The sequence below is a fragment of the Erwinia pyrifoliae DSM 12163 genome (genome assembly GCF_000026985.1).
Classification (GTDB): Bacteria; Pseudomonadota; Gammaproteobacteria; order Enterobacterales; family Enterobacteriaceae; genus Erwinia; species Erwinia pyrifoliae.
Genome location: NC_017390.1, coordinates 2,543,027 through 2,556,323 on the forward strand (window position 1 = coordinate 2,543,027; position 13,297 = coordinate 2,556,323).

10 protein-coding genes are annotated in these 13,297 nt (G+C 56.2%); 7 read left to right on the top strand and 3 right to left on the bottom strand.

What is annotated here, in order from left to right; genetic code table 11:
* Positions 1 to 55 precede the first annotated feature (55 nt).
* The 4 genes from cydD to infA all read left to right on the top strand — a co-directional run bounded on the left by cydD (position 56) and on the right by infA (position 4,851).
* On the top strand, positions 56 to 1,825 hold the full coding sequence (cydD, locus tag EPYR_RS11480; RefSeq protein WP_012668569.1) for a heme ABC transporter permease/ATP-binding protein CydD: 1,770 nt from the start codon (positions 56 to 58) through the stop codon (positions 1,823 to 1,825).
* Positions 1,822 to 3,552 (top strand): heme ABC transporter ATP-binding protein/permease CydC, encoded by a 1,731-nt coding sequence (gene cydC / locus EPYR_RS11485; RefSeq protein WP_012668570.1) that lies wholly within the window; start codon positions 1,822 to 1,824, stop codon positions 3,550 to 3,552. The genes cydD and cydC overlap by 4 nt, the downstream gene beginning before the upstream one ends.
* Before the next feature lie 30 nt (positions 3,553 to 3,582).
* Complete coding sequence (gene aat, locus EPYR_RS11490; RefSeq protein ID WP_012668571.1) at positions 3,583 to 4,275, top strand: leucyl/phenylalanyl-tRNA--protein transferase; 693 nt, start codon at positions 3,583 to 3,585, stop codon at positions 4,273 to 4,275.
* 357 nt (positions 4,276 to 4,632) lie between these two features.
* On the top strand, positions 4,633 to 4,851 hold the full coding sequence (gene infA / locus EPYR_RS11495; protein ID WP_002211347.1) for a translation initiation factor IF-1: 219 nt from the start codon (positions 4,633 to 4,635) through the stop codon (positions 4,849 to 4,851).
* Between the two features lie 325 nt (positions 4,852 to 5,176).
* Here the strand turns inward: infA and clpA are convergent, their stop codons facing one another.
* Together clpA and clpS are read right to left on the bottom strand one after the other, a co-directional pair.
* Positions 5,177 to 7,453 carry an ATP-dependent Clp protease ATP-binding subunit ClpA gene (clpA, locus tag EPYR_RS11500; protein WP_012668572.1) on the bottom strand — a complete coding sequence of 759 codons (2,277 nt, stop codon included), beginning with the start codon at positions 7,451 to 7,453 and terminating at the stop codon, positions 5,177 to 5,179.
* Positions 7,454 to 7,481: 28 nt separating this feature from the next.
* Positions 7,482 to 7,802, bottom strand: coding sequence for an ATP-dependent Clp protease adapter ClpS (gene clpS, locus EPYR_RS11505; RefSeq protein WP_012668573.1), 321 nt, complete (start codon positions 7,800 to 7,802; stop codon positions 7,482 to 7,484).
* Positions 7,803 to 8,216: 414 nt separating this feature from the next.
* On the opposite strand from clpS, the gene cspD reads away from it, so the two are divergent.
* Positions 8,217 to 8,444: a cold shock-like protein CspD gene (gene cspD / locus EPYR_RS11510; protein ID WP_014543870.1), complete on the top strand. Its 228-nt coding sequence runs from the start codon at positions 8,217 to 8,219 to the stop codon at positions 8,442 to 8,444.
* A gap of 181 nt (positions 8,445 to 8,625) precedes the next feature.
* Here cspD and EPYR_RS11515 read toward each other — a convergent pair whose 3' ends face one another.
* A complete protein-coding gene (locus EPYR_RS11515) occupies positions 8,626 to 10,278 on the bottom strand; it encodes an ATP-dependent nuclease (RefSeq protein ID WP_012668575.1) in 1,653 nt (550 codons plus the stop codon).
* A 226-nt stretch (positions 10,279 to 10,504) separates the two neighbouring features.
* On the opposite strand from EPYR_RS11515, the gene poxB reads away from it, so the two are divergent.
* The gene (poxB, locus tag EPYR_RS11520; RefSeq protein ID WP_012668576.1) at positions 10,505 to 12,226 is read left to right on the top strand and encodes a ubiquinone-dependent pyruvate dehydrogenase; all 1,722 of its coding nucleotides are present in this window, start codon (positions 10,505 to 10,507) and stop codon (positions 12,224 to 12,226) included.
* 63 nt (positions 12,227 to 12,289) lie between these two features.
* On the top strand, positions 12,290 to 13,294 hold the full coding sequence (gene ltaE, locus EPYR_RS11525; RefSeq protein WP_012668577.1) for a low-specificity L-threonine aldolase: 1,005 nt from the start codon (positions 12,290 to 12,292) through the stop codon (positions 13,292 to 13,294).
* Positions 13,295 to 13,297 lie beyond the last annotated feature (3 nt).

The following is a 13,297-nucleotide window of genomic DNA, read 5'->3' on the forward strand; positions in this document are numbered from 1 at the left end:
AATCCTTCCAGGCTTTTGCCTTTCTACTGTTTACGACAGGGCAATACGGCAACAGATGAACAAAACACGGCAACACATTCTCACCCGCTGGCTAAAAAGTCAGAGCGTGCACGGTCAGCGCTGGCTGCGTCTCTCATTTCTGTCAGGCATTTTGAGCACTCTGCTGATCCTTGCTCAGGCCTGGTTGCTGGCCGCGCTGTTACAGGCATTAATGGTTGACCAGCAGCCGCGTAACGCTCTGCTGGTTCACTTCAGCTTGCTGCTGGCCTGTTTTGCCGGGCGCGCGTTACTGGCGTGGTTACGTGAGAAAGCAGGTTGTCAAGCGGGCCAGGCAATACGCCAGGCGTTACGTCAGCAGGTGTTAAACCGGCTGGCGCATCTCGGCCCGGCGTGGATTCAGGGAAAACCGGCCGGCAGCTGGGCAACGCTCCTGATGGAACAGATTGAGGATATGCAGGATTATTATGGCCGTTATCTGCCACAAATGATGCTGGCCGGCGCGATCCCGTTGCTGGTACTGCTGGTGTTGTTCCCGGTGAACTGGGCTGCGTCTCTGATACTTCTGGCTACCGCGCCGCTTATCCCGCTGTTTATGGCGATGGTCGGTATGGGGGCTGCGGATGCTAACCGCCGAAACTTCCTTGCGCTGTCGCGTTTGAGCGGACAGTTTCTTGACCGACTGCGCGGACTGGACACGTTGCGTCTGTTCCATCGCGCCACGGCGGAAACAGCCACCATCGCCACGGCTTCTGAGCAGTTCCGCCAGCGCACCATGGAAGTTCTGCGTATGGCGTTTCTCTCTTCCGCCGTGTTAGAGTTTTTCGCCTCGATTTCCATTGCGCTGATCGCCGTCTATTTTGGCTTCTCCTACCTGGGCATATTTGATTTCGGCCATTACAGCGGCCCGGTGACCCTGTTTGCTGGCTTCCTGGTGTTGACCCTCGCCCCGGAGTTTTATCAACCGTTACGCGATCTCGGCACCTTTTATCATGCTAAAGCACAGGCAGTTGGCGCGGCTGACGCGTTAGTAAGCTTTCTTGATGCGAGTGAAGCGGCCGCGACAGAACGTGGCGATTTAACGCCGCAGTTCGACAAAGGTGTCAACCTGGTGGCCACCGGGTTGACGATTGTCAGCGCCGACGGCCAGCAGCTGGCCGGGCCGCTGGATTTCACGTTACGGCCGGGGCAACGTATCGCGCTGGTGGGGCAAAGCGGCGCCGGAAAAACCTCGTTGATGAACCTGCTACTTGGCAACCTGCCCTATCGCGGTTCACTGTTGGTTAACGGCACAGAACTGCGCGATATCGCCCTACCGCACTGGCAACAGCAGCTGGCCTGGGTCGGACAAAACCCCCACCTCCCGGCCGCCACACTGCGGCAGAATATTCTGCCGGGCGGTCATCTCGATGAGGTGCGTCTGCAACAAGTGCTGGCGCTGGCTGGCGTAAATGAATTCTTGCCACGACTGCCGGCAGGCCTCGATAGCGACACGGGGGATCGGGCTGCTACGCTGTCGGTCGGACAGGCTCAGCGTGTGGCCGTTGCGCGTGCGTTGATGAAACCCTGCCGGTTACTTCTCCTGGATGAACCCGACGCCAGCCTTGATGCGCAAAGTGAACAGCACGTTAACCGCGCGCTGCTTGAGGCATCCAGAGCGCAAAGTACGCTGCTGATCACCCATCAGCTGGATCGTCTGGCGCAATGGGATGAGATTTGGCTGATGCATGATGGCAAAATTGTGCAGCAGGGATGCTGGGATACGCTGGCCAATCAGCCAGGCCCCTTCGCCGGGCTGCTGGCACAACGGGGAGGATCGCTTGAATGAAAACTCTGCTGCCATTTCTGAAACTATATCGTCGCCATACTTTGCGGCTGCTGTGCGGCATCCTGCTGGCGGCGACCACGCTGCTGGCCAGTATTGGCCTGCTGACGCTGTCCGGCTGGTTCCTTGCGGCTACGTCGCTGGCTGGCGTGGCGGGCATTTACAGCTTCAACTATATGTTGCCCGCTGCCGGCGTGCGCGGCGCGGCCATCAGTCGTACCGTCGCCCGCTACCTGGAGCGGCTGGTCAGCCACGACGGCACCTTCCGGGTACTGCAACATCTGCGGGTATTTACCTTCAGTAAACTGCTACCGCTTTCACCGGCAGGTCTCACCCGCTTCCGTCAGGGAGATCTGCTTAATCGCCTGGTTGCCGACGTTGATACGCTGGATCATCTCTATCTACGGGTCATTGCGCCGCTGGTTGGCGCACTGACGGTGATGGTGGTGGTCACCACAGGTCTGAGCTGGCTGGACGGCAGGTTGGCGCTTACCCTTGGAGCGTTGATGCTGCTAACCCTGCTGCTGCTGCCGCCGATATTTTATCGTGCCGGACTGCCGGTTGGTATCGATCTGACCCGCCTGCGCAGTGAGTACCGTAACAGCCTGACCAGCTGGTTGCAGGGGCAGACGGAGCTAAGTCTTTATGGCGCAGCTGGCCGCTTTCGTCAGGGGATGGACGCCACTGAAGCGGCATGGCTGGTCGCTCAACGGCGACAGGCAAGCCTGACCGGAATGTCACAGGGGCTGGTCATGCTGATGGGCGGAATTGCCGTGACGCTGATTTTGTGGTTAACCGCCAGCGGTGTCGGCGGCGATGCCCATCCTGGCGCATATATAGCCCTGTTTGTCTTCTGTGCGCTGGCCGCTTTTGAAGCTCTTGGTCCGGTGGGTACGGCATTTCAGCATCTCGGGCATGTTATCGCTTCAGCGCAGCGCGTCTCTGAGATTATGGCACAGCGTCCGCAGGTTACCTTTGCGGCGAAAGGTACTGCACCACAACCTGATGCAGCGGCGCTGAGTCTGAATAACGTCAGCTTCCGCTATGATGATGGCCCTTTTGCCATTGAAAACCTGTCGCTGGACATTGCCGCCGGACAACATATCGCCCTGCTGGGGCGTACCGGCTGCGGCAAATCCACGCTGTTGCAGCTGCTGACCCGCGCCTGGGACCCACAGTGCGGCAGCATTTTACTGAACGGTCAACCGCTGCACGCCTGGAGCGAAACTGAACTGCGTGCCTGTACCAGCGTCGTGACCCAACGCGTGCATCTGTTTAGCGCCAGCCTGCGGGATAACCTGCTGCTGGCCGCCGGATCCAGCCAGGATGAACAACTGTCAGACGCGCTGCGTCAGGTGGGGCTGGAGAAGCTGCTGAACAACGATGCGGGACTGGATGCCTGGCTGGGTGAAGGCGGTCGTCAGCTTTCCGGCGGGGAATTACGCCGCCTCGGCCTGGCGCGGGCGCTGCTGCATAACGCTCCCCTGATGCTGCTGGATGAGCCTACCGAGGGGCTGGATGCGGAGACCGAGCAGCAGATTCTGGCTCTGCTGCGTAAAGTTGCCAGCGGCAAAACCCTGATTATGGTCACCCACAGACTGCACGGACTGGCGCACTTTGACCAAATTTGCGTGCTGGATAACGGCCAGCTGATTGAGCAGGGAAATCATCGGCAACTCGTCGCAAAACAGGGCCGCTACTGGACATTTCTTCAACGCTTTGCGCTATAGTGATGATCCCGTTCTCATGAGCATATTTCCATGCGGCTAATCCAGCTTTCGCGCGAATCGCTAAACTTCCCGCCGCCTGAAAAGGCGCTGCGGGAACCGAATGGCCTGTTGGCAATGGGCGGCGACCTGAGTCCCCAGCGGCTGTTAAACGCTTATCACCGTGGCATTTTCCCGTGGTTTTCTCCGGGCGACCCCATTCTCTGGTGGTCGCCCGATCCGCGTGCGATCCTGCTGCCGCAGCACTTTCACCTAAGCCGCAGTATGAAGCGTTTCCATCAGCATTCCTCCTATCGTGTCACCCTTAATCAACGGTTCCGTGAAGTCATTGAAGGCTGCGCCTGCGATCGACAGGAAGGAACATGGATTACTCACGAAGTGAAGCACGCCTGGCAGCGGCTGCATGCACTGGGTCATGCGCATTCTGTTGAAGTATGGCACGGTGACGAACTGGTTGGCGGGATGTACGGCCTGGCGCTGGGGCAAATATTTTGTGGCGAATCGATGTTCAGCCGTAGAGAGAATGCGTCCAAAACCGCACTGCTGGTATTTTGTCACTACTTTCTGCAACAGGGTGGCAAACTGATTGATTGCCAGGTTCTGAATCCCCATACCCGGTCTTTGGGGGCGCAGGAAATTTCGCGCGCCAGCTACCTTGAATATGTCAGTTCTCTGGCATTTCAGCCACTTTCAGCCAACTGCTGGCGGGCGCAGCGGCTTTTTTAGCGTAATCGTTAGATGTTTTACACGCATGGTGATTAGAACAGTGGTACAATGTGCGCGTTTGGTATGTCGTCCGCCTTTCATCGGTACAAGATGGTGAAGCGGAATACCCGGCTGAGAATCGCAACGCACCTTGTCAGAACTGTTTTAATCGTGCGAAAAGCAGATTTAAACAGATTCTTAGCCCGCTGTTCCCCCACGCTGACGCTATTTACTCCAGATTTAATCGTAACTCGTCTGCGCCGGTTGTGCGTAAGAGGGGTTGATGTGGGTGAATTCATCCGCAATTCTTTACTTAATACGTGAAATTCGGCATTATCTTGCCGGTTCAAAACTAAGGTAGTCCACCTAGAGGATTCGATGGCCAAAGAAGACAATATTGAAATGCAGGGTACCGTACTTGATACGTTACCTAACACCATGTTCCGCGTTGAATTAGAAAATGGACATGTGGTTACCGCTCATATCTCCGGTAAAATGCGCAAAAACTATATCCGCATCCTGACGGGCGACAAAGTCACTGTAGAGCTGACCCCGTACGACCTGAGCAAAGGCCGCATTGTCTTCCGTAGTCGCTAATTTGCCCTATTCTGCCGTGCTGCCGCACTGACAGCAGCACTGATAGCCAAGGCCAGACAGGTAACTGTCCGGCCTTTTTTTTATACGGCAAAAGTTGTTACCCGTACCGGGTAAGCCGCCGTTTGCAGGTTAAGCCGTTGTCGTACTGAAACGGGCGCGCCAGGCGATGGGCGAAACGGCGGTGACGGTCCCGCGCTAACCCACCGCCGCCCGTTAAGCTGCCTGAAGGAATAAAGGAAGCCTGCATTGATTGCTGGCGTAAAGCAAAAAAAAAGCCTGACGAGAGAGGATCTCGTCAGGCTTTATGCTAATGCCACCAGGTGGATTAATGCACCGCGCCTTCCGCTTTGCGCTTCTCCGCGCTGAGGAAATGGTAGGTAAGCTGGTTTTTCTCTTTATCCAGCGTCACCGACACCGATCCGCCTTCTACCAGTGAACCAAACAGCAATTCATTGGCAAGCGGTTTCTTCAGATTTTCCTGCACGGTACGCGCCATCGGGCGCGCGCCCATCGCTTTGTCATAACCCTTATCCGCCAGCCAGTCGCGGGCATCATCACTGACTTCCAGCGAAACGCCTTTCGCATCCAGCTGAGCCTGTAGTTCAACAATAAATTTATCGACAACCTGGTGAATCACAGCCTGATCGAGGTGTTTGAACCAGATGATATTGTCCAGACGGTTACGGAACTCAGGCGTGAAGATCTTTTTAATTTCTTCCATCGCATCCGTGCTGTTGTCCTGTTGGATCAGGCCGATTGATTTGCGCTCCGTTTCCCGCACCCCGGCGTTAGTGGTCATCACCAGCACGACATTGCGGAAATCGGCTTTGCGGCCGTTGTTATCGGTCAGCATGCCGTTATCCATCACCTGTAACAGGAGATTGAACACGTCCGGATGGGCTTTCTCTATTTCATCCAGCAGTACCACCGCATGCGGATGCTTAATCACCGCGTCGGTCAACAGACCGCCCTGGTCAAAGCCCACGTAACCAGGAGGTGCACCAATCAGGCGACTGACGGTGTGGCGCTCCATATACTCGGACATATCAAAACGCAGCAGCTCAATGCCCAGTGCTTTCGCCAGCTGCACTGTCACTTCCGTCTTCCCGACGCCGGTAGGGCCGGCAAACAGGAAGGAACCCACCGGCTTGCGATCCTGACCCAGCCCGGCACGACTCATTTTGATGGCTTCGGTCAACACTTCAATCGCGTTATCCTGGCCGAACACCAGCATTTTCAGACGGTCGCCGAGGGTTTTCAGCGAATCGCGGTCAGACGCGGAAACGCTTTTCTCCGGAATGCGTGCAATACGCGCGACCACGGTTTCAATATCCGCCACGTTCACGGTTTTCTTACGCTTGCTGACCGGCATCAGGCGCGCGCGCGCTCCGGCCTCATCGATCACGTCAATCGCTTTATCAGGCAGGTGACGATCGTTAATGTACTTCACCGCCAGTTCTACCGCCGCGCGTACTGCTTTAGCGGTATAGCGGACATCGTGATGCGCTTCGTACTTCGGCTTGAGGCCGATAATAATCTGCACCGTTTCATCGATGGAGGGTTCAGTAATGTCAATTTTCTGGAAGCGGCGCGCCAGCGCACGGTCTTTCTCAAAGATATTGCTGAATTCCTGATAGGTCGTCGAACCCATCACGCGGATTTTGCCACCCGACAGCAGCGGTTTAATCAGGTTTGCTGCATCTACCTGACCGCCAGAGGCTGCGCCGGCACCGATGATAGTGTGAATTTCATCGATAAACAGAATGCTATTATGATCCTGCTCCAGCTGTTTCAGCAGGGCTTTAAAACGCTTCTCAAAATCACCGCGATATTTAGTCCCGGCCAGCAGCGACCCGATATCCAGCGAGTAAATGGTGCACTCTTTCATTACTTCCGGTACGTCGCCCTGCACGATACGCCAGGCCAGACCTTCCGCAATGGCGGTTTTGCCAACGCCAGACTCGCCCACCAGTAGCGGGTTATTTTTACGCCGACGGCACAGCACCTGAACGGCACGTTCCAGCTCTTTCTCGCGGCCGATCAGCGGGTCGATCCCCCCGACGCGGGCAAGCTGGTTAAGGTTGGTGGTGAAGTTTTCCATACGTTCCTCCCCGCCTGCTTGCTCTTCGTTTATCGGATTTTCTGCACCCGATGCCGGGCCTGGCTCATCTTTACGCATACCGTGAGAAATAAAGTTCACCACATCAAGACGGCTGACCTCGTGCTTGCGCAGCAGATAAGCCGCCTGTGACTCCTGTTCGCTAAATATAGCGACCAGCACGTTGGCTCCGGCCACTTCACTGCGGCCGGATGATTGCACATGAAATACCGCACGTTGCAGCACGCGCTGGAAGCTCAGCGTCGGCTGGGTATCGCGATCTTTCTCACTGACCGGCAGGACCGGAGTGGTTTGTTCGATGAAAGCTTCAAGCTCCTGGCGTAATGCCACGATATCCACCGCACAGGCTTCCAGTGCCTCTCTGGCCGACGGGTTACTTAACAGCGCCAGTAACAGATGTTCGACGGTCATAAACTCATGTCGGTGCTCACGCGCTCTGGCGAAAGCCATATTTAAACTGAGTTCCAGTTCTTGGTTGAGCATAGGCACCTCTCACAGTAGATCGCCTTCTTCAGGCTTTTTCCAGCGTACATAGCAACGGATGCTCGTTATCTCTGGCATATTTGTTCACATGAGCGACTTTGGTTTCGGCCACTTCGGCAGTGAAAACACCACAAACCGCTTTACCCTGGTAGTGAACGGTAAGCATCAGTTGCGTTGCACGTTCAATATCATAAGAAAAGAACTTTTGCAGAACGTCAATAACAAATTCCATTGGGGTGAAATCGTCATTGTTCAAAATAACTTTATACATTGAGGGTGGCTTGAGCGCTTCACGGACTTTATCGTTTGCAAGCTGTTCAAAATTAAGCCAGTCGTTTGTCTTTCCCATATTTTCCCAGTGTGTTCAGCATAACTTTCGCCAGACTTAGCTTGTTCAGTTCAGGAACAGCCTGAACAGTAAGTCAAACAGTGCGGTTAAATTTTTTGTTGCATTCCCGCCAATCGCGACCTTTATCACAAAATTTGCAATAGCGTTAACTGCTTCAAATTTTAGTGAATTTTTCCCCGCTTCAGACTGACGTTTACTTGACCGTACCCATCAATTCTTTACAGTACAGCAACAGGCTGGCTCGAATAATTCAATTTACAGTGGGGCGGCAAGCGGGTAAATCCCGATTAGCTGACCCCAGTCAGTGATTCGGGTGAACACGCGCCGCCAACGCACTTGCATCTTGAAGTATAACGGGTTTTACCGCCTGAACACCTCACCCAATACATACAGTCTTTCGAGGGATGAAGAAGCATGATGACGGGTACTGTTAAATGGTTTAATAACGCCAAAGGCTTCGGTTTCATCTGTCCGGTGGGCGGTGGCGATGATATCTTCGCGCACTACTCCACTATCCAGATGGACGGTTACAGAACGCTGAAAGCCGGGCAGCAAGTCCAGTTTGACGTGCATCAGGGACCAAAGGGCAACCATGCCAGCCTCATAGTCCCTGTGGAAGAAGTGCTGGCGATTAGCGCCTGATCCTCAACACACATTCTGTCCAACCCTGAGACAAAATGCCAGCCGGCAGCGCTGGCATTTTTTATGCAGAACACGGCCGCTTTCATCTATATGGGTGATTGTCAGATAATTTCAAGTCTGCGCTTAACCGCCGTGCGCAAAACGGGCCTGCAGACAGCGATCGCTGGCTGTTGATTTTCCTTCATTCGGTTTTGCCGCGCGCCAGCCACTGTACCCGGGCAAACATCTTACGCAGCAGCGCCGGCACCGCTTCCGAACCCCGTTCTGCCGCATCCATCGCTACGGCAATCGCCAGTTCCGGCTTTGAAGAGTGGTGAACCGCCTTTGCGATAATGCGCCGCAAATTCATCGGCACATTAGAAGGCAAGCGGGCAATACGATGATAAACCTCAGAGAATCCCTGCCTGTACAGGAAATGCTCCATATCCAGTGCGGGTAATTGGGTCAGATGTTGCTGTTCTGGCTCGCCATCCAGCAGGCTGTGGGCAGTAGCGGCGTATTTTCTTCCCGCGTCATCGCCATCGGTCAATACATGCCACTCAATGCCCATGCGCCCGGCAAACGTCAGCAACGGCCGCAGCCCACACTGGGCAAACTCAATCACCTTCACCCCTTCGGCAGCAAAGTGGTGACCGCATTGATGCGCCAGCTCGTTCATTATCCACACTTCGGTTTCACCTTCCACCAGCAGCCAGCAGCGGGCAAATAGCGAAGAGGGACGGTTGAAGCGGATATGAAAAGCAATACGTCGGCTCTCTTCAGCGCTCAACCCTCCCGGGCCAATACGCCACGCCGCGACCCGTTCAGGCTCGCGGACCAGGCGGCATACCTGTTCCACCGGCACCTGCGACAGTAATTCTCCCGAATTGGTGGTGGTGATTTTTTGCAACGGCAACAGGTTAAGTAGCCCCCATGCCACCGCCAGCATAACCGGATGCAGGCGCGTTTCCGGGTCTTCTATCAGCAGCAGCGGCCGGGCCTGAGCATCAAGCTGATGCGCCCCGCGTACCTGCAGCAGCAGGGCAAACATCCGCAACAGGATCACTCTGCGGCTGCGGCTGTCCGCCTCGGCAATCAGCCGATTAATATTATCCAGATAACGCCAGCCGCTGCGTGAAGCCATCTGATGGGATAAGCGCCCGCTTTGAGACGCTGCCGACGGCTGCTGAAGCGAAAAATAGTGTTCCAGCAGTTGTTGCATGGTTCTTAACCCCTGGCGCAGAGCGCTGTCGGTCAAACTCTGCGGGCGTGAATGCAAATCACGCGTCAGCGTATCTATTTGCGCTACCAGCACATTGAAACCGGCCTCATCGCCGTGTTGCGTTGGCTCAAGATGCATACGGCGGTTAAAGCGCGCATCACGCAGGCGTAACACCGGATGTAGCCGTTTAAGGGTACGGAGCCGACCGGTCCCATCGCCGGCCAGAACCTTCCCCAGTTCATCGAGAAAGTGATGACGGGTTATCACCGTTCCGTCCGCCAGCCGTTCCCCCAGCACCTGATAACAGAGTTGAGGCGTCCCCGCCTCGCCGCGCTGCCATAAATCGCTTAACTCCGCGTAGCGCGCCGCGTTGCGCTGCCCGGCTTCGAACTCGCGGAAGGTAAAGCGTATCTGGATATGCCGTTCGCGCCCCGGGTTATCTCCCGGAGGAGAATGAAAATCCCCGGCGCTGAACTGATAAGGCTCGCCCGGGGCCAGCAGTAGCGTCAGCGCATCCAGCAGGCTGGATTTCCCCCAGGCATTTTCACCTATCAGCACGTTATTTTCTTCCAGCCTGAGCGACAGCTTATTGATACCACGAAAGCCGCTAACGGCGATTTTTTCCAGGATCATCTTTGCCTCTGCTATCCCTTTTATATTGAGAATGGTTGGCCGGAACGACGTGGTCAAGCCGGGCGAAAAAAACAGGCGATATCGCGCTTTAACATCGTTGAGCCAAGCCCGCTCGGGAAACAGCTTATTACACTCACCCTGCCCCGGTTGCGCTGACGTAAACTATGCTTGTGCTGCAAATCCTCCCTTCCGGCTGAAGGATATTGCCTTAACTCAGGAGAAAAGCATGAAGCAAACCGTTGCGGCACTGGTGGCAAAAACGCTGGAAAGTGCTGGCGTTAAACGCATCTGGGGGGTTACCGGTGATTCACTGAACGGCCTCAGCGACAGCCTGAACCAAATGGGCACCATTGCGTGGATGCCCACCCGCCATGAAGAGGTGGCCGCTTTCGCCGCCGGCGCAGAAGCGCATCTGACCGGCGAACTGGCGGTATGCGCCGGTTCCTGTGGGCCGGGTAATCTTCACCTGATTAACGGACTGTTTGATTGCCACCGCAACCATGTGCCGGTACTGGCCATCGCGGCGCATATCCCTTCAAGCGAAATCGGCAGTAACTATTTTCAGGAAACACACCCTCAGGAACTGTTTCGTGAGTGCAGCCACTATTGTGAAATGGTTTCCAGTGCGGAGCAGCTGCCTCAGGTACTGGGTATCGCCATGCGTAAGGCCATCCTGAATCGTGGCGTGTCGGTGGTGGTGCTGCCCGGGGATGTCGCGCTCCAGCCTACCCCTGAAAGCGCGACTTCAGACTGGTATCCGCCCCGCCTACCCCAGGTGCAGCCCATCCCCGCCGAACTGGCAAAACTGGCAGCGGCGCTGAATCAGGCCGAAAATATCACCCTGCTGTGCGGCAGCGGCTGCGCCGGCGCGCACGCCGAGGTGGTTAAACTGGCTGAAACCCTGAAAGCGCCCATCGTGCACGCGCTGCGTGGTAAAGAACATATCGAATACGACAATCCCTATGACGTGGGGATGACCGGCCTGATCGGCTTCTCTTCCGGCTATCACGCGATGATGAACGCCGATACGCTGCTGGTACTCGGCAGCCAGTTTCCCTATCGTGCTTTTTATCCGCCGAAGGCGAAAATCATTCAGATTGATATCAATCCCGGCAGCATTGGCAGCCACAGCCGGGTCGATATGGCGCTGGTGGGCGATATTAAAACCACGCTCATTGCCCTGCTGCCCCAGCTGTCGGTAAAAACGGAACGCACGTTTCTTGATAAAGCGCTGAAGCATTATATTGAGGCACGCAAAGATCTGGATGCGCTGGCCACCGCGAATGATAATCAGCCGATCCACCCGCAGTATCTCGCACAGCAAATCAGTCAACATGCCAGTGAAGACGCCATTTTCACCTGCGATGTCGGTACGCCAACCGTCTGGGCGGCGCGCTATTTGAAGATGAACGGTCAGCGTCGTCTGGTCGGCTCCTTCAGCCACGGATCGATGGCCAACGCTATGCCACAGGCGATTGGTGCCCAGGCGATTGACCCGCAGCGCCAGGTGATTGCCCTGTGCGGCGACGGCGGTTTCAGCATGCTGATGGGGGACTTCCTGTCACTGGCGCAGCTCCAGCTGCCGGTGAAAATTGTGATATTTAACAACAGTGTGCTGGGTTTTGTCGCCATGGAGATGAAAGCGGGTGGCTACCTGACCGATGGCACCGAGCTGGATAACCCCAATTTCGCCGCCATTGCCAACGCCTGTGGGGTGAAAGGCATTCGTGTGGAACAGGCATCCCGGCTGGATGAAGCGCTGCGCGAGGCGTTGGCTCACGACGGTCCGGCGCTGGTTGATGTCGTCACCGCCAGCGAAGAGCTGGCCATGCCGCCGCAGATAAAGCTGGAACAGGCTAAGGGCTTCAGCCTGTATATGCTGCGGGCGATAATTAGCGGCCGTGGCAATGAAGTGGTTGATCTGGCTAAAACCAACTGGCTGCGCTAAAACGGTGACAGGCCATGTGACGGACGCTGCGGCGTCCGTTTCACAATGAACAGGAGAACAGACGTGATTGATTTACGTAGTGATACCGTAACACGCCCGACAGCGGCCATGCTGGATGTCATGATGCGCGCTGAAACCGGCGACGACGTATACGGCGATGATCCCACGGTCAACCAGCTTGAAGCCGAAACCGCACGTCTGAGTGGTAAAGCGGCGGCGCTGTTCCTGCCAACCGGCACGCAAGCCAATCTGGTGGCGCTGCTGTGCCACTGTCAGCGTGGTGAGGAGTATATTGTCGGCCAGCTGGCGCATAACTATAAGTATGAAGCGGGCGGCGCAGCGGTACTGGGCAGCATCCAGCCCCAGCCCATCCTCGCCGACGACGACGGTACGCTGCCGCTGGACGTGGTGGCGCAGTTTATCAAGCCTGACGAGATCCACTTTGCCATTACCCGCCTGCTGAGTCTGGAAAACACGCATAACGGCAAGGTGCTGCCGATGGACTATTTGCAACAGGCGTGGGATTTCACCCGTGAGCATCAGCTGGCGTTGCATATCGACGGCGCACGCATTTTTAATGCTGCGGTGGCGCTCGGTGTACCGCTCGAAACGCTGGCGCGCTGCTGCGATACGCTCACTGTCTGCCTGTCGAAAGGTTTGGGTACCCCGGTTGGCTCCATGCTTTGCGGCAGTGAGGCGTTTATTCAGCGGGCGCGCCGCTGGCGCAAAATGACCGGCGGTGGGCTGCGTCAGGCGGGCATTCTGGCGGCAGCGGGGCTGTATGCGTTACGTCATAACGTTGCGCGACTGAAGGACGACCATGATAACGCCGCCTGGCTGGCTGGCGCGCTGCGAGACATTGGCGTTGATATCATCAGTCAGGATACCAATATGGTGTTTCTGCGTCTGCCGCCAGCACAGATCGCTCCACTGGGGGCGTGGATGCGCGAGCGTGATATTCTGCTCAGTCCCGGCGCGGTGACGCGTCTGGTAACGCATATCGACGTAAACCGGGCGGCGCTGCAAACCCTGGTCGACGCGTGGCGGGCGTTTTCAGCCGCCGGCTAATGG

What these genes read in the sequence shown, in the direction of transcription:
- cydC (WP_012668570.1), top strand. Translation starts at nt 1,822, where the DNA reads ATGAAAACTCTGCTGCCATTTCTGAAACTATATCGTCGCCATACTTTG.
- infA (WP_002211347.1), top strand. Translation starts at nt 4,633, where the DNA reads ATGGCCAAAGAAGACAATATTGAAATGCAGGGTACCGTACTTGATACG.
- cspD (WP_014543870.1), top strand. Translation starts at nt 8,217, where the DNA reads ATGATGACGGGTACTGTTAAATGGTTTAATAACGCCAAAGGCTTCGGT.
- clpS (WP_012668573.1), bottom strand. Translation starts at nt 7,802, where the DNA reads ATGGGAAAGACAAACGACTGGCTTAATTTTGAACAGCTTGCAAACGAT.
- clpA (WP_012668572.1), bottom strand. Translation starts at nt 7,453, where the DNA reads ATGCTCAACCAAGAACTGGAACTCAGTTTAAATATGGCTTTCGCCAGA.
- aat (WP_012668571.1), top strand. Translation starts at nt 3,583, where the DNA reads ATGCGGCTAATCCAGCTTTCGCGCGAATCGCTAAACTTCCCGCCGCCT.
- poxB (WP_012668576.1), top strand. Translation starts at nt 10,505, where the DNA reads ATGAAGCAAACCGTTGCGGCACTGGTGGCAAAAACGCTGGAAAGTGCT.
- cydD (WP_012668569.1), top strand. Translation starts at nt 56, where the DNA reads ATGAACAAAACACGGCAACACATTCTCACCCGCTGGCTAAAAAGTCAG.
- EPYR_RS11515 (WP_012668575.1), bottom strand. Translation starts at nt 10,278, where the DNA reads ATGATCCTGGAAAAAATCGCCGTTAGCGGCTTTCGTGGTATCAATAAG.